At 64.5% G+C, this 16090-nt stretch carries 16 protein-coding genes and 1 pseudogene; 10 read left to right on the top strand and 7 right to left on the bottom strand.

Annotated elements, in window-relative coordinates; genetic code table 11:
- The first annotated feature begins 52 nt into the window (after positions 1-52).
- Both AC0L2B_RS09035 and AC0L2B_RS09030 read left to right on the top strand, forming a co-directional pair.
- Positions 53-1717, top strand: a complete 1665-nt coding sequence (locus tag AC0L2B_RS09035; RefSeq protein WP_473745002.1) for a Na/Pi cotransporter family protein — start codon at positions 53-55, stop codon at positions 1715-1717.
- Between the two features lie 353 nt (positions 1718-2070).
- Positions 2071-3252 (top strand): MFS transporter, encoded by a 1182-nt coding sequence (locus AC0L2B_RS09030; RefSeq protein WP_473745001.1) that lies wholly within the window; start codon positions 2071-2073, stop codon positions 3250-3252.
- A gap of 10 nt (positions 3253-3262) precedes the next feature.
- Here the strand turns inward: AC0L2B_RS09030 and AC0L2B_RS09025 are convergent, their stop codons facing one another.
- Positions 3263-3820, bottom strand: a complete 558-nt coding sequence (locus tag AC0L2B_RS09025) for a GNAT family N-acetyltransferase (RefSeq protein ID WP_473745000.1) — start codon at positions 3818-3820, stop codon at positions 3263-3265.
- Between the two features lie 108 nt (positions 3821-3928).
- Between AC0L2B_RS09025 and AC0L2B_RS09020 the strand changes: the two genes are divergently transcribed.
- Both AC0L2B_RS09020 and AC0L2B_RS09015 read left to right on the top strand, forming a co-directional pair.
- Positions 3929-4432, top strand: a complete 504-nt coding sequence (locus AC0L2B_RS09020; RefSeq protein ID WP_473744999.1) for a DUF1801 domain-containing protein — start codon at positions 3929-3931, stop codon at positions 4430-4432.
- A 310-nt stretch (positions 4433-4742) separates the two neighbouring features.
- Positions 4743-5207: a DUF1801 domain-containing protein gene (locus AC0L2B_RS09015; protein WP_473744998.1), complete on the top strand. Its 465-nt coding sequence runs from the start codon at positions 4743-4745 to the stop codon at positions 5205-5207.
- A gap of 81 nt (positions 5208-5288) precedes the next feature.
- On the opposite strand, the gene AC0L2B_RS09010 is transcribed toward AC0L2B_RS09015, so the two are convergent.
- The gene (locus AC0L2B_RS09010; RefSeq protein WP_236387232.1) at positions 5289-5738 is read right to left on the bottom strand and encodes a GatB/YqeY domain-containing protein; all 450 of its coding nucleotides are present in this window, start codon (positions 5736-5738) and stop codon (positions 5289-5291) included.
- 337 nt (positions 5739-6075) lie between these two features.
- Here AC0L2B_RS09010 and carA point away from each other — a divergent pair, with 337 nt between their 5' ends.
- A complete protein-coding gene (gene carA, locus AC0L2B_RS09005) occupies positions 6076-7293 on the top strand; it encodes a glutamine-hydrolyzing carbamoyl-phosphate synthase small subunit (RefSeq protein ID WP_128171088.1) in 1218 nt (405 codons plus the stop codon).
- Between the two features lies 1 nt (position 7294).
- Here carA and AC0L2B_RS09000 read toward each other — a convergent pair whose 3' ends face one another.
- From AC0L2B_RS09000 to AC0L2B_RS08985, 4 genes and pseudogenes are all read right to left on the bottom strand, one after another.
- Entirely contained in the window at positions 7295-8548 is a 1254-nt protein-coding gene (locus AC0L2B_RS09000) for a TCR/Tet family MFS transporter (RefSeq protein ID WP_473744997.1), read from the bottom strand.
- A 180-nt stretch (positions 8549-8728) separates the two neighbouring features.
- Positions 8729-9661, bottom strand: coding sequence for a KPN_02809 family neutral zinc metallopeptidase (gene ypfJ / locus AC0L2B_RS08995; protein ID WP_473744995.1), 933 nt, complete (start codon positions 9659-9661; stop codon positions 8729-8731).
- 205 nt (positions 9662-9866) lie between these two features.
- The gene (locus AC0L2B_RS08990) at positions 9867-10055 is read right to left on the bottom strand and encodes a hypothetical protein (protein WP_023799765.1); all 189 of its coding nucleotides are present in this window, start codon (positions 10053-10055) and stop codon (positions 9867-9869) included.
- An 81-nt stretch (positions 10056-10136) separates the two neighbouring features.
- Positions 10137-10277 (bottom strand): annotated as a pseudogene (locus AC0L2B_RS08985) (manganese-binding transcriptional regulator MntR); the annotation flags it as partial.
- A 93-nt stretch (positions 10278-10370) separates the two neighbouring features.
- Here AC0L2B_RS08985 and AC0L2B_RS08980 point away from each other — a divergent pair.
- Entirely contained in the window at positions 10371-11204 is an 834-nt protein-coding gene (locus AC0L2B_RS08980; protein ID WP_473745101.1) for a protein-L-isoaspartate O-methyltransferase family protein, read from the top strand.
- A 146-nt stretch (positions 11205-11350) separates the two neighbouring features.
- Positions 11351-12004, top strand: coding sequence for a dihydrofolate reductase family protein (locus AC0L2B_RS08975; RefSeq protein ID WP_473744994.1), 654 nt, complete (start codon positions 11351-11353; stop codon positions 12002-12004).
- A gap of 113 nt (positions 12005-12117) precedes the next feature.
- Here the strand turns inward: AC0L2B_RS08975 and AC0L2B_RS08970 are convergent, their stop codons facing one another.
- A complete protein-coding gene (locus AC0L2B_RS08970) occupies positions 12118-13296 on the bottom strand; it encodes an MFS transporter (RefSeq protein WP_287309939.1) in 1179 nt (392 codons plus the stop codon).
- A gap of 191 nt (positions 13297-13487) precedes the next feature.
- Here AC0L2B_RS08970 and AC0L2B_RS08965 point away from each other — a divergent pair, with 191 nt between their 5' ends.
- From AC0L2B_RS08965 to AC0L2B_RS08955, 3 genes are all read left to right on the top strand, one after another.
- Positions 13488-13844 carry an ArsR/SmtB family transcription factor gene (locus AC0L2B_RS08965; RefSeq protein WP_027151146.1) on the top strand — a complete coding sequence of 119 codons (357 nt, stop codon included), beginning with the start codon at positions 13488-13490 and terminating at the stop codon, positions 13842-13844.
- 237 nt (positions 13845-14081) lie between these two features.
- Entirely contained in the window at positions 14082-14840 is a 759-nt protein-coding gene (locus AC0L2B_RS08960) for a metallophosphoesterase family protein (RefSeq protein ID WP_473744992.1), read from the top strand.
- Positions 14841-15022: 182 nt separating this feature from the next.
- Positions 15023-15979: an SH3 domain-containing protein gene (locus AC0L2B_RS08955; RefSeq protein ID WP_208602516.1), complete on the top strand. Its 957-nt coding sequence runs from the start codon at positions 15023-15025 to the stop codon at positions 15977-15979.
- Positions 15980-16090: the final 111 nt, after the last annotated feature.

The following is a 16090-nucleotide window of genomic DNA, read 5'->3' as shown; positions in this document are numbered from 1 at the left end:
TTTGCCATCACGGCTCCCATATTGCTGGTGGCTGTCGGAATGCGAGCCTGACATGAGCGGTTCGGTCGTTTTGCTGCATCTTGCCGGCGCGGTGGCGCTGATGCTGTTTGCCACCCGCTTGGTGAAGACAGGTGTCGAGCGCGCCTATGGCGATGTGCTGCGCCACAAGCTGCGCGCCACCATGCGCAATCCTTTCATGGCGGTTCTGGCCGGCTGCGGCCTGGCGATCGCCCTGCAAAGCTCCACCGCCGTCACCTTGCTGGTCGGCTCCTTCGCCGGCGCCGGCATCGTCAGCGGCATATCGGGCCAGCTTGCCGTGCGCGGCGCCGAGATCGGCTCGGCGCTGGTGGTCAAGCTGCTCACCTTCGACCTGTCGCTGCTGGTGCCGGTCTGTCTTGTCGCCGGCACCGTCATGTTCATGGCCACCGAGCGGCGCGACTGGCGCCAGTTCGGCCGCATCCTGGTCGGCATCGGCCTGCTGGTGTTGTCGCTGGAAATGATCGGCCAGGCCTCGGAGCCGCTGCGCCAGAGCACGCTGATGCCGGTCGTCGTCGATTACTTCTCCGGCGATCCGGTCACCGCCTATCTGCTGGCGGCGCTGGTCACCTGGCTGTTCCATTCCTCGATCGCCGCGGTCCTTTTGATGGTGACGCTCGCCGGCCGCGGCTTCATCCCGCCCGAACTCGGCATCGTGCTGGTGCTCGGCGTCAATCTGGGTTCGTCGATCATCGCGCCGCTGCTCACCCGCAATGCGGAGCCGGGCGTGCGTGTCGTACCGATCGGCAATCTCCTAATGCGCGGCATGGGCTCGCTGGCCATGCTGATCCTGTTCCTGTGGTTGAGACCGTCGGTCACCTTTCTCGGCGCCACCGTGCCCGACCAGATCGTCAACGCCCATATCCTCTTCAACATCCTGATCCTGGTTGCCGGCCTGCCATTGGCCGGCCTCGTCTACCGCGTTTCGGAAAAGATCGTGGCGCTCGGCACCAGACCGGCGCCGGCAGAAGCGCTCGACGTCGTCGAGTTGTCCGCGCTCAACGACAGCGCCCTCGATGTGCCGAGCCAGGCGCTGGCCAACGCCACCCGTGAGGTGGTGCGGGTCTGCGAGACGGTCGAGATCATGCTGAAGCGCATCATCGAGCTCTATGAAAGCGCCGACGCCGACAAGATCAAGGCGCTGGCCGCGCTCGACGACCGCGTCGACAAGAAACATGCGTCGATAAAGCTCTATCTGGCCAAGGTCACCAGGAACCCGCTGAGCGAGGACGAGGCGCTGCGCTGCCAGGAGTTGATCGGCGCCTGCGTCAAGCTCGAACAGGTCGGCGACATCATCGTGCGCAACATGCTGGTGCATGTCAGGAAGAAGCTCGAGCGCGGGCTGGAGTTCACGCCCGAGGGTTGGCGCGAGCTTAGCGCCTTCCACGCTTCGGTGCTCGCCAACGCGCGGCTTGCCTTCAACGTGCTGGTCTCGCGCGATCCGGAGACCGCCCGCCAGCTGGTGCTGGAAAAGGATCGGCTGCGCGACCGCGAGAAGGAGACCAGCGCCAGCCATTTCGTGCGGCTGCGCGACGGCACCGCCAAAAGCGTCGAGACCAGTTCCATCCATCTCGACACCATCCGCGACCTGAAGCAGATCAACTCGCTGCTCGCCTCGATAGCCTACCCCGTGCTCGAGGAACGCGGCCTGCTCACCGGCTCGCGGCTGAAGGCCGGATAGATTGGGCCCAGCGCGGGAATTGCCTGCAGCCGGCGCGCGAAAATTAGTCTTTGCTAACCCTCCCGTCTGTCGGCTAGAGCATTTTTCAGCCAACCGTCTTCGCTTGGCGTCGGACAACACGCGTCAAGCAAAGACCTGGAGCGCGGTATTGGTTCCACCAGAACGCAAGGCGCTCTAAGGATCGCTTGAAATCCGCCCCCTACGGAAGGAAGACGGCGACCGTCTAGTCTTGTGCCGCCGGAGCCTGGCTGAACCGATGAAGAAAACCTAAAGCGGCGTCGAGAATTTCTGGATTGCCCGCCGCTCTCGTCCGTGATTTGAGCCATCTCATTCAAGGATCGCCTTCCCGCGCCATGCTTCCCCTCATCGCCCTGTTCATCGCTGCGTTCGCATTCGGCACCACCGAGTTCGTCATCGCCGGCCTGCTGCCGCAGGTGGCGGACGGCCTTGGCGTCTCCATCCCGACGGCCGGCTATCTCGTCTCCGGCTACGCCGGCGGCATCGCGATCGGCGGACCGCTGTTGACGCTCGCTACCAAGACAATCTCCCGCAAGGCGTTGCTGCTTGGCCTTGCCGCAGCCTTCGCCATCGGCCAGGCCGCCTGCGCCCTTGCGCCCGACTTCGCCTCCATGTTGCTGTTGCGGATTGCAGTGGCCGTGGCGCACGGCGCCTATTTCGGCGTCGCGATGGTGGTTGCGGTCAGCCTGGTCCGCCAGGATCAGCGTGGAATGGCCGTGGCGCTCATCCTGTCGGGCCTCACGGTCTCCAATGTCATCGGCGTGCCGGCCGGCACGGCGATCGGCAATATTTGGGGGTGGCGCGCGACGTTCTGGGTGATGTGCGCGCTTGGTGTGGTTTCCATCGCCGCCATGGCCGCCCTCCTGCCGCGCCGGACGGGATCGTCGCGCCGGCCCGTCAGTTTCGGCAGCGAGGTCCGCGTGCTCGCACGCCAGCAGGTTTGGACGTCGCTAATCCTCATGCTGATGCTGATGATCGGCCAGTTCGGCCTGTTCACCTACATCACGCCGACGCTGCTTGAAGTCACCGGCCTCGGCGAGGGCCTGGTGCCCTGGGTGCTGCTGCTCAACGGTGTCGGCGCGACGATCGGCGTCTTTCTTGGCGGGCGGCTCTCCGACTGGAAACTGATGCCGTCGCTCATCACCATGCTTTTCATGCAGGCGGTGACACTTGCCGTCATTTACGCCGCCAGCCCGTACCCGGTGCCGATGGTCGTTGCGATCACTATCTGGGGTGGTCTCAGCTTTGCCATCGGCACCCCGATCCAGACCCGTATCCTGACCTGGACGGCGGACGCCTCCAATCTCGCCTCATCGCTTATCCCGGCCGGCTTCAATGTCGGCATCGCGCTGGCCGCCTCGCTCGGCGCCGCCATGCTCAATGCCGGTTATGGCTATCGCAGCCTGCCGGTGGTTGGCGCCATGGCCACGCTGGTCGCCGTGGCGGTAGCGCTCGCCTCACATACCTGGGAGTGGCGCCGAAACACGATGCCGCCGCTGCCGGCCGCTGCCGAATAGTCGGCAGGCGCTACAGGTCGATGCGATAGCGCAGGCTTTCGGCGCCGCCATAGGCAGCGTCCTCGAAGAATCGCCCGACGAGCCGTCCGCCATTGGCCAGGACCACCTTCTGCGAGGCGAGATTACCCGGCTTGGCGGTGATCTCGACGAAGGGCAGGCCGAGCGCCCTCGCCTCGCCGAGCATCAGCCTCACTGCCTCTGTCGCATAGCCGCGCCGCCGCTTCCATGGCACTACGGCATAGCCGATGTGGCCGAGCACATGTGGCGGCAGCTCGGCGGTGCCGCGCTGCCAGCGAAGGCCGATCGAGCCGGCGACTTCGCCGTCCCAGATCCAGCGCCGGAATCCGGGCAGGCGCGGCACTTTCGTCCCATCAGGCAAGGTGATCGGATCACCCTTGGCATCAGGGTCGTCGAGATCGACGAGGAAGGCCGTTGGATCCTTTTCGATGGCCGCAAGCTGCTCGCGCGTCGCCTCCATCAGCCGCACATTGTCCGGCGACCAGCCGCGCTCAAGGGCGGCCTTGTACGACGGCAGATGTTCAAGCGCCGGTTTGACGAGTTCAACCATGACGTACGATCGCTCCGCTGCCGCCTCAGATTCTGACGTTGATCTTCAGGGGCGGCTTTCTAAAATCAAGTGTCATCGACTGGGTCCACCTACTTTGGAGTGAACACAATGGCCGACCACAGGTCCGAGAAGTCGGCGAAGGCCGCCGCCGAGCGGGTCGCGGCAACCAAACCGCGCAAGGCGACGCCGAAGCCGCAGTCAGGCAAGGAAGCGAAGCCGGCACTGCTCGCAGGCGGCAACCCCCAGATCGCCAAGGCCGAAGGCGACGCTCCCGTGCAGGCCTACATCGCGGCCATGCCGGGCTGGAAAAGCGATGTCGGGCACCGCCTCGACGCAATCATCATGCGCACCGTCCCCGGCGTGCACAAGGCCGTCAAATGGAACTCGCCGTTTTACGGCATCGAGGGGCAGGGCTGGTTCCTGTCGTTCCATGTCTTCACCCGCTACGTCAAAGTGACCTTCTTCCGGGGCACGTCGCTGCGTCCTGTCCCTCTCGGCGAGTCCAAGCACAAGGACGTGCGCTATCTCGACATTTATGAGGACCAGCTCGACGAAGCTCAATTTGCCGCCTGGGTGCAGCAAGCCAGCCAATTGCCCGGCGAGCGAATGTGAGATGCATCGCGAATTAGCCAAGGGCGTCTGCCATCGGGACGGTGCAACATCGCCGTGACCCCTCATGGTTCGGCGTCGGCTCGCGAGCATCTCTGCGAGCCCATGTCGCCGAAAGATCGCCGGCGCCGGTGGCGGCGCCGACAATGTTCAACAAGCGCCGCCAAATCGTAGCTCCATTTTCGTGTGATCCCAATTGCAAATCGGGTCCGGAGGGACGAAGGTTCCTCCGCGATGTTGAGAGTTGTCACCCGGCATTGGCACGAAGCCCAGACGCCGGACGCCGACGTGCAGAAAGCCACTGGGACCAATCATGACCAAAGCGACAACAGCCATGAAGAAGAGCGCCTCGACGGAGGGAGCAGGAGGAGACACTCCCTCTCAGTTGATAGATGCGAGAATCAACGAGCTGAGCGATTGGCGGGGCGAGATGCTCGCTCGGATCCGAACCCTCATCAAGCAGGTCGATCCCGAAGTGGTCGAGGCGTGGAAGTGGAGAGGGGTTCCGGTGTGGGAACACGCCGGAATTATCTGCACCGGTGAGACCTACAAGAATGTCGTGAAAATGACCTTCGCCAAGGGCGCCTCGCTGGAGGACCCTTCTGGCCTCTTCAACTCCAGCCTCGAAGGCAACACCAGGCGCGCCATCGACATCCATGAGGGCGACAAGATCGATGAAGAGGCGTTGAAGGCGCTCATTCGCGCCGCCGTGGCACTGAACCTGTCGGTGCGAGCTGCCGCCCGCCCCGCCCGCTCTCAGAAACCAAAGAGTGCCTGAGAATCAATCATATGCGGCCAGGGCTGGCGCCTCGCTGTCGCCTCCCCCAATGCTTTATGAACTCGCTGCAGCGGCAAAATCCTACTGCAGCAGTCCCTTGACGATGCCGCTCGCCTTGGAGAAATCCATCTGGCCGGCGTATTTCTCCTTGAGCACGGCCATAACCTTGCCCATGTCCTTGACGCCGCTGGCGCCGGTCTCGGCGATGGCGGCGCGGATCGCCGTTTCGGTCTCGGCCTGCCCCAGTTGCGTCGGCAGGAAATCGCGGATGATGGCCATCTCGTCGCGCTCCTGCGCGGCAAGCTCCGGCCGTTTGCCGTCGTCGAAGGCCTTGGCCGACTCTTCGCGCTGCTTCACCATCTTGGCCAGTATCTGCAGGATCTCGTCGTCGCTGGCCGGCTCCTTGCCGGCGCCGCGATTGGCGATATCGCGATCGTGAATGGCCGCCTGGATCAGCCGCAATGTCGGCAGCCGGCGCTTGTCCTGCGCCTTCATCGCGCTCTTCAGGGATTCGGCGATTTTGCCGCGCATGATGCTTTCTCCTTCGAATGCGACGGACAATAGCCGTGCCGAAAGCCCAAGGCAAATTCGACGCCGCCCGGCAAAGCGCTGATATTGTTCGACGAAATAAATCGCGCCTGCGGGCGTAGCGTCATTGACCGCTCTGGCGCCTTCCCCTATGTACTGGGCCTTGCATGAACTGAGTTCTAGTGCACGTTCGCCCAAAAGTGCGTAGCGGTTTTGGGACAACGACGTGCCCATACGAAAAGCTTGCGCGCGCTGGCTGCGAAATCGCCGCTGCGCGCGGTTTGCTGCGCAGAATGGTTCGCCGGACCGATTGAAGGGCGCAGCCTTTAGGAGTGCCGCCATGGCAACGATGACCGCCGCGTCGACCCCCACTTGGGCCACCGAGAAGCCGACCGCCCTGCTGGTGCTGGCCGACGGAACCGTCATCGAGGGCCGCGGCCTTGGCGCCACCGGCTCCGCCGTCGCCGAAGTCTGCTTCAACACCGCGCTGACAGGCTATCAGGAAATCCTCACCGACCCGTCCTATGCCGGCCAGATCGTCACCTTCACCTTTCCGCACATCGGCAATATCGGCACCAATGACGAGGACATCGAGGATCTCAACCCTGTTGCCCGCGCCGGCGCAGTCGGCGCCGTGTTCAAGGCCGACGTCACCAATCCGTCCAGCTATCGCGCCGCTTCTGGTCTCGACCAATGGCTGAAGAAACGCGGCATCGTTGCGCTTTCGGGCATCGACACCCGCGCGCTGACCGCGCTGATCCGCGAAAAGGGCATGCCCAACGCCGTCATCGCGCACGCGCCCGACGGCATCTTCGACATCGAGGAGCTGAAGCGCCGCGCCGCTGCCTGGTCCGGCCTGATCGGGCTTGACCTGGCCAAGGACGTCACTTCCGGCCAGTCCTCGGTCTGGCGCGAGACGCCGTGGGTCTGGGACGAGGGCTTTGGCGAACAGACCGATCCGTCCATGCATGTCGTCGCCATCGACTACGGCGTAAAACGCAACATATTGCGCCTGCTTGCCGGCCTGGGCGCCAAGGTCACCGTGGTGCCGGCCAACACCGGCGCCGAGGATATCCTCGCCATGCGGCCCGACGGCATCTTTCTCTCCAACGGTCCCGGCGACCCGGAAGCCACTGGCGACTATGCCGTTCCGGTCATCCAGGACCTGCTGAAGACCGACATCCCGGTCTTCGGCATCTGCCTCGGCCACCAGATGCTGGCGCTGGCGCTTGGCGGCAGGACCGCCAAAATGCATCAAGGCCATCACGGCGCCAATCATCCGGTCAAGGATCACACCACCGGCAAGGTTGAGATCGTCTCGATGAACCACGGCTTTGCCGTCGATGCCGGCTCGTTGCCCACGGGCGTCGAAGAAACCCATGTCTCGCTGTTCGACGGCTCGAACTGCGGCATCACCCTGACCGGCAGGCCGGTGTTTTCGGTCCAGCATCATCCCGAAGCCTCGCCGGGCCCGCAGGACTCGCATTATCTGTTCCGCCGCTTCGTCAATCTCATCCGCGAAAAGCGCGGCGAGCCGGCGCTGGCAGAGCGCGCCTGATTCAGGTTCGCACCGTCGCCGTCGTGACGTTCTTCACCGCGACCGGTCTTTCGACCCTGAGCACGAATGCGATCAGCGACAGAGCAAGAAAAATGCCGCCGAGCACGAAGGGCGCGCCGCCGAACGTCACCGGCGCGCTCGGCCCGGTGAACCAGGCGAAGATGCCCGTATAAAGCAGCGGCGTGATGATGCTGGTGATCGAAAACACGCTGGTCATCGCACCTTGCAATTCGCCTTGCGCGGAGGGCGGCACCTTGGCCGCCGCCAGGCTCCGCAGCGGCGGGTCGGCCAGCGCTTCGAGGCAGGTCGCCACGATCACCGCATAGATCATCCAGCCCTTCCACGCCGCGGCATAGCCGAAGGCGGCGAGCGCGGTAAAAGCAAGGCCGATGGCGGCGATCCGCCATTCGCCGAGCCGCGGGATGACGCGCGGCAGAACAAAACCCATCACCAATGCGCCGCCAAGGCCGAAGACGCCGAGTGAGAAGCCGATTTGCTGCTCGCTCCAGCCGTAGCGGTAACTGCCGACGAACGACCACACGGCAGGGTACATCATGTGACCGAGCGTCATCAGGAAGAACACCAGCCCGATCCAGCCGATCCCCTTGTAATTGCGCATCTGCTTCAGGGCGCCAAGAGGATTGGCGCGGCGCCATTCGAAGCGGCGCCGGTGATGCTGCTCCAGCGTTTCCGGCAGGAAGAACCAGCCGACGATGAAGTTGATCAGAGCAAGCACCGCCGCGCCCCAGAACGGCACGCGCGGCCCGAATTCGCCGAGCAACCCGCCCAGCACCGGGCCGATGACGAAACCGACGCCGAAGGCGATGCCAAGCAGGCCGAAATTCTTCGCCCTGTTCTCGTCGGTGCTGACATCGGCGATGAAGGCGGAGGCGGTCGAATAGCTGGCGCCGCTGATGCCGGCCAGCACCCGGCCGATGAACAGGACCCAATAGGACCAGGCCACCGCGCAGATCAGATTGTCGACGGCGAAGGTCAGCACCGAGGCCAGCAGGATCGGACGACGGCCGAAGCGGTCGCTGAGATTGCCGACCAGCGGCGCGAACAGGAACTGCATGGCCGCATAGACGAAGAACAGCCAGCCGCCTTCGATCGCCGCTTCGCTGACCCCGACGCCGGTCAGTTCCTGCAGATAGGCCGGCAGCACCGGCATGATGATGCCGATGCCGGTGATGTCGAGCAGCAGCGTGGTGAAAACAAGCGCAAGGCCCCGCCTGGCGGTTTTGGCTTCGATCATGACGGTATCGACTCCTGGAGCCGCCTCGCAGCGAAGGCGGAAAGCTCGTTATAGGCGAGCAAGCCCCACAGAACAATAAGGGAACAGGCCAGGAATTTTCATCCTGACATCAACTGTCGACATGAGCGCGGCTGCATCGCCGCCGCTTTCAACGCCCATTTCAACGAGAGCCCAAACACCTCAGATCGGGGTGTTGAACGTATCGCAGTCCGACAGCTTGCCGCTCTTGTAGCCGCGTGCCAGCCAGGTTTGACGCTGCTGCGAGGTGCCATGGTTGAAGCTTTCCGGCACGACATAGCCCTGCATCTTCTTCTGCATCGTGTCGTCGCCGATCTGCTGGGCGGCGTTCAGCGCCTCATCCATGTCGCCCTGTTCCAGAATGCCTTTCTGCCCGGTGAAATGCGCCCAGACGCCGGCGAAGCAATCCGCCTGGAGCTCGACCTGCACCGACATGTGGTTGGCCTCGGCCTCGCCCATCTGCTGCCGCATCTGGTTGAACTTGGGCAGGATGCCGGTGAGGTTCTGGACATGGTGGCCGACCTCATGCGCGATCACATAGGCCTGGGCAAAATCGCCCGAAGCGCCGAATTGCTGGTCGAGCTGCTGGAAGAAGGTGGTGTCGAGATAGACCTTGCGGTCGCCGGGGCAGTAGAACGGGCCGGCCGCGGACGAGGCGAAGCCGCAAGCCGAACGGATTTGGCCGCTGAACAGGACCAGCTTGGGGTCCTCGTAGGTCAGGCCCTCGGCCTGGAAAATGCCGGTCCAGGTGTCCTCGGTCTCGGCCAGGACGGTCGAAACGAACTGCTTCATCTCGTCGGACGCGGGCGCCCCGGTGCCACCGCCCTGTTCTCCGCTGGTGTCGGTGATCTGACCGCCGCCACCCGGCACCAAGCCGCCACCGGCCAGGATCTGAAGCGGGTCGATGCCGATGGCCTTCAGCCCGAAATAGAGGACCACGAGAATGATGATGGTCGACAGCGACATTCCGCCGCCGGAGCGGCCGCCGATCGGGATGCGGAGACGGCCGGGGCCGCCGCGCGGCAGGTTGAGCCCGCCGCCCTGGCCGCGTTGGTCCTCGACGTTGTCACTTTGACGACGACCTTTCCAGAGCATGGCAACTCCCCGCGATGCACGTATCCGGTATCTTGCCGATCTCATGGCCCGATCCGACCCAACAAACAATTATCCCAATGGTTGCGCCAAGTCACAGTATTTTTCGCATCAAGGGGCCGCCGGCTCTGGGGTCAGTCCCTGCACGACACCCGCGGCTGAGAGCCCTGCCGGCGCTTTTTTTGGTCTTGGACTTGGTCAGTCACGCTCAGATCTTCTGCTTGGTGCCCGCGCTCTTGCCGTCCGAGCTTTTCGAGCGCTCCTCGAAGCGGGCCCCGCCCTTCTTGAGCGGGCGTCCAGTATCCGCTTCGGTCTTGCGTTCGTCCTTCGCCGCAGCCTGCTTCAATCCCTTGGCCGCTTGCTTGCCCTTCGCTGTCGGTGCCTGTTCAACGCCCATCGTATCCTCCTCGGTCTCGCGCCAATTGCTGGCACGATCTCAAACGCCGCGGCAGCGCGGCGGTTCCGGCAGGGCTGTCGGCCGCGTCAGCATCTTGGCCACCGTCGGCTGGGCGACGCCGAGCCGCGCCGCGATGTCGACCTGGCGGGCCTCGTTACCGTTCTCGATCAGGTCGGCGACAAGCTGCACATAATCTTTGAGCAGCGCACGGCGCCGCGCTTCGCCGCGTCGGCTGAGGGTTTTCTCGACCATGCATTGAGTGAGTTCGTGGGGCTGCGCGACAATTCGGTCAATCGCGCTATCTTCTCACGCGACATGACCAGAATTGCCGAAACCCGAAAATTCTACGCGCGACTGATGGCTGCCAATGCAGGTTCGGCCGATCCGCGTCTCGAGGACGTGTTCGCCGCGGTGCCGCGCGAAGCTTTTCTCGGGCCCGGGCCGTGGACGGTCGTCGCCGGCAACGGCAAGGTAGAAACGCCGAGCGCCGATCCTGTTCACATCTATCAGAACGTGCTGGTGTCGCTCGACGCCGAGAAGGGCATCAACAATGGCGAGCCGTTCCTGCATGCCATGTGGATCGGCAAGGTGGCGCCAAAACCCGGCGAGGCCGTCACTCATGTCGGCGCCGGCACCGGTTATTACACAGCTCTGCTGGCGAAACTGGTTTCGCCGGGCGGCGCAGTCACCGCCTTCGAACTGGATTCCGGTCTCGCCGACCGTGCAAGAAAGAATCTCGAAGCCTATGGCAATGTGACCGTCATCCATGGCGATGCGGTCGTCGGCGGCCTGCCACCGTCCGACATCATCTATGTCAATGCCGGCGTTGCGGCACCCCCAGCCGAATGGCTGAAGGCGCTGAAGCCCGGCGGCCGCATGGTCTTTCCGTGGCGTCCGGCCGAGCGCATTGGCCTCGCGGTGATGGTGACACGCACGGATAAGGGGTTTGCCTGCGATCCGTTCATGCGATCATGGTTTATCCCTTGCATCGGCGCCTCGGCGGCCTCGACGAAAATCCACCGTGACAAGGCGGCACGCAGCCGCAAGATCTGGCTGACGGCCGACAAGGCGCCGGACCGCACCGCCACCGCCGTCATCGGCGACGTCTGGTTCTCGTCGCAAAGTGTTGGCGGCGGACGGTCGCAATGACGTCGCCGCGTCGAGGCGTCCTGTGCTTGCCGCTCGACATGCGCCGGAGCCCAGAAATTTTCCGGCCCTGTCGGACAGGCGTCCGCTCGCACGTCCTTTGGCCGAAATCCGGCGGCAACGGCTCGGATGATTAAAGGGAGACTCCAATGAGGAAGATCACCACTGCGACATTCGTCAGCCTCGACGGCGTCATGCAGGCGCCCGGTGGGCCGCAAGAAGACCCGGTCGGCGGCTTCGAATTCGGCGGCTGGACGTTCCATTACTGGGACGACGTCGGGAGCGCCTTTATTGGTGAGACCTTCGCAAAACCCTTCGCGCTGCTCCTCGGCCGCAAGACCTACGACATCTTCGCCGCGCATTGGCCGTACCAGAAAGACGATCCGATCGCCGACCGTTTCAACGCCGTCACCAAATATGTGGCCACCCACCGGCCCGACACGCTGTCGTGGCAAAACAGCCAGTCGCTTGGCGACGACGTCGTGGCTACCCTGCGCCAGCTCAAACAGGAGGACGGGCCGGACCTGCTCATCCAGGGATCGAGCGAACTCATCCAGACCTTGCTCGCCAACGACCTGATCGACGAGATCAGCCTGCTGACCTTCCCGCTGGTGCTGGGCAAGGGCAAGCGGCTGTTTGGCAGCGGCGCAATGCCGGCGGCTTTCAAGCTGAACCGCTCACAGGCATCGACCACCGGCGTCATCATAGCGAGCTATGAACGCGCCGGTGAGATCAAGACTGGCTCCTTCGCCCAGCAACAGCCATCCGAAGCCGAGATCGAGAGGCGCCGGACCTGGAAGTAGTGTGGGGTTACAGGACCTGGGTTCCTTACTCGGCTAGATGTGAGTGGGGGAGAGGAGCCCAAATTCTGCCTGGCAGCGCGATGAGGACAGCGCCACGCTTCTGCGATCTCCCTTTACTCCGCCGGCATGGCCACCGCCCGGGCGGCCCGGTGGCCGGCCAGCATGACGCCAAGACCCAGGATCGGGAACACCGCTGCGACCAGGCCGAGATCAGCCGGCGCGCCATAGCGCAGCACCGCGCCGCCGACGACGGCGCCCAGCGCCACGCCGAGATAGAGCGCCGAAGCGTTGAGCGACAGCACGATGGGCGCTGCGTCGGGCGCCAGCCTGATGATGCGGCTGGCCTGCGCCGGCGGGAAGGCCCAGCCGACGATGCCCCACGGCACCATCATGGCCATCAGCGCCGGCCCGGCGATGCTGTGCGGCAGGAAGGCCGGGATCACCGAAAGCATCACCAGCATGACCGCACTCAGCGCCAGCGACCAGCTGACGGTGCGTGTCGCGCCGAAGCGGTCGGCGGCCTGCCCGCCGGCAATGTTGCCGATGACGGCGCCGACGCCGAAGGCAAGCAGCATGCCGGGCAGCGCGATCGGGCTCAAGCCGCCACCTTCGATGGCTAGCGGCGCGACAAAGGCAAAGACCGTGAAGGCGCCGGTGAGCGCCAAAAGTGTAGTCAGCAGGATCGACGGCACGCCGGGGCGAAGCGTTGCGGCCAGCCGCTGCCTGAGCGGCAGCTTGGTGCCGACGATGCCGCGCGGCAGCCGGTACCACAGGATTGCGCCGGCCAGTGCGCCGAGCCCGGCGATGGCAAAGAACGTGCCGCGCCAGCCGGCAACCGTCGCGACAAGCGCGCCGAGCGGTGCGCCGACCGCCACCGCCACCGTAGTGCCGCCGACGACGACGGCAATGGCGCGGGCGCGGTGATGATCATCGACAAGCGCCACGGCCGTCCCCTGCGCCGTCGCCGCAAACAGGCCGGACGACAGCGCCATGACGATGCGCGCGATCAGCAGCAGTTCGAAGGAGGAACTGAGCGCCGCCGCCAGGTTGCCCAGCACGAAAAACACCAGCGTCCACAAGATGACACGTCGCCGGTCCCATTCGCCGGTCAGCGTCGCCAGGATCGGCGCGCCGAGCGCATAGGCGAGCGCGAAGGCGGTGATCAGCGTCCCGGCGAGCGGGACCGAGATGCCGGCATCCCCCGCGATGTCAGGCAGCAGGCTGGAGATGACGAAGCCTTCGGTCGCGATCGTGAATGATCCGAGCGCAAGCCAGAAGAGGCGCTTGTCCATAGTGAAATCCTTAGTTCAAAAGTTATTGAACAATTGTACATAATGGCGCATGTTGTCAATGAGCCGCCCGAGAATAGCCGAACCCTGCTGACAGCCCCATGTCAGGACAAGGTAGCGGGAGGTGGAAACTGAGGGCATCCACCAGGAGGAGATGCGTTGAAATCGGCCCTGATTGCGCTTAGTTCTCCGGCATGACGCTGCCCCACCCCACCGCCGACCAGATCAGCCTGCCGAACGTGCTTGCCGTGCTCGGCGATCCCACCCGGCTGGCCATCGTGCGCTATCTCGCCAGCAAGGAGGGCGTGCCGCTGAATTGCAGCCAATTCCTCGATCTCGGCTCAAAGACCAATCTCAGTTACCACCTGGCCAAATTGCGCGAGGCCGGCGTCACCCGCACCGAGGTCGTCGGCACCAGCCGGCTGATCACGCTGCGGCGCGACGATCTCAATGCCCGCTTTCCGGGGCTGCTCGATAGCGTCATTGCCGCAGCCGTCGACGACCCGGCTCTGCCCGCGGTCGGCGCCTCCGAGATCGAAGTCCGCGCCTGAGGCCGAAACTCGCCCCCGTGTAGCAGGCAGGGCAATCGCATTTTGGATTCTTGCGAAGGTGGGCCCCTAACCCTCCCCACTGTTTGGACTGGGGAGGGTTAGGGGTGGGGGTACATCGTAGAGCGAAAGCCTCGGCTTTCCAGCTGCGATAGCCCTGGTGTAACAGAGGAGAGCAACCAAAGTCCTGCCAGGTCCGCCCTTCCCGACGCGTCATTCGTCGACCCAACGGAGCTTCCCATGCGCATTGCCGTTCTCGCCGATATCCACGGCAACATCCTCGCCCTGGACGCCGTGCTCGACGATCTGCGGCTGCGCGGTGGTGCTGACCTCATCGTCAATCTCGGCGATTGCGTCTCCGGCCCGCTCTGGCCGCGCGAAACCATGGAGCGGCTTGAAGCGCTCGCCCTGCCGACAGTTCGCGGCAACCACGACCGCCGCGTCGCCCGAGATACCGCGGATGAAGCCATGTGGCCGTCCGACCGCTATGCGCAGGAACGGCTGACATCGGTCCAGCGCGAGGCACTGTTGGCCTTGCCCCTCACGCTGGAGATCGCCCCAGCCGTGACCGCCTTTCATGCCCGACCCGACCATGACGAAAAATACCTTACCGATACGATGGCCGACGGCCGGCTGGCGCGCGCGCCGCTGGTCGCCATCAAGCGGCGGCTGGCCGCGCTCGATCCCGCTTGCCGCATCGTGCTGTGTGGCCACAGCCACCGCAGCGAACTGATCCGTATCCCCGACGGCCCGGTGGTCTTCAATCCGGGCAGCATCGGCTGCCCCGCTTATGGCGACGACACGCCACCGGCGCATGTCTCCGAGCAAGGCTCTCCGCATGCACGCTACGGCATCGTCGAATTGGGTGGGCCGGGCCGATCCGACCGCTTCGAAGCCATCGCCGTCGACTATGACCATGAGGCGGCAGCGCGGCAGGCCGAACAGGCGGGACGGCAGGAATGGGCCTACGCGCTGCGCACCGGATTCATGTCCGACTGAACGCAACGCGTTCATGCCGCACGCTGAGCTTGCTCATGCCGCGGACCGAACACCATTCCCCAGCCGCATTTTCCGGCTTACATAGCGCCATGTCGTCGCTTATAAAATCGTCCTGGAATGCGGTGGCGATTCGGTGCCTGGCCGCGCCTTCGGAAATGCTTCTATCGCCCACGGCCAAAATGATGAGGCGCACAGTTACGCTCCGAACGACGCTGCTGATTGCCGCCCCTCTCCTGCTGACGGCGCTGCTGCCGGCCAGGGCCGAGGAGGCGCCTTTCGTCTCCATCGTGACCGACCTTGCTCCGGGCGATCTCCTGAACGTCCGCGCCACGGCATCGGCGATGGGCAAGATCAAGGCTCGGCTGCCGAATGGCACGAGCGTCAACAATCTCGGCTGCAACGACGTCAATGGCTATCGTTGGTGCAAGGTCGCAGAAATCGACAACCCGCAAGGGACGGGATGGGCTCCCGCGCGCTATCTGAACCCCGAGAATCCGGCGGCAGTTGCGGAGGTGGATATCGAAGCGACCGGCGAAAGCACGGCCGCTGCAGCCGGCGACTCGAACCCGGCAACTGCAGATCAGCCACCGCCGGACCTGACGGCGCGCCTGGATGCGACCGGTCGCGAACCCACGATGACTGCCGTTGAGGCAATCGGCAGGGTGGCCATCGAGGATGCTTACCGCCTGGCGCTTTTTGCCAGCGAAAATCCTTCGGCCGGCGAGACACAGGCGCCCGCGGCAGCGGACAAGCCCATCCGCAATCGCGCCGCCAATGCGGCGCCTCCGGCCAACGCACAAACCGTTGCGCGGCTGCAGCCGCCAGGCAGGCCCGCGCCGGCGCTGGGTGCCCGCAACGAAATTCCTTGCGCGCGCCATGTCGGCCAGCCGATGACCAGTTGCAAGGCAGGCGTTGTCCACACGGGCGACAAAGCCGAGGTCACCGTGACCTGGCCCGATGGCGGCACCCGCGTCATCAGATTCCAGGCCGGTCGGCCCGCCGGCTCGAATGCATCAGGTGAATTCCGCTACACCCGCGAGGGCAGCCTGAACATGATCCGTGTCGGCGTTTCCGAACGCTTCGAGATCACGGATCAGTTGGCGCTGGGGGATTGGTGGCTAAGGGGAATAGGGCAGTAGGGCAGTAGGGCAATATGTTTAAAGGGCGCTCGAGCCACTGCCCTACTGCCCTACTGCCCTACTGCCCTACTGCCCTACTGCCCTACTGCCCTACTGCCCTACTGCCCTACT

Source organism: Mesorhizobium sp. WSM4815 (genome assembly GCF_055811575.1).
The sequence above is the reverse complement of the archived record's forward strand: the minus strand, read 5'-3'. Positions and strand labels throughout refer to the sequence as shown.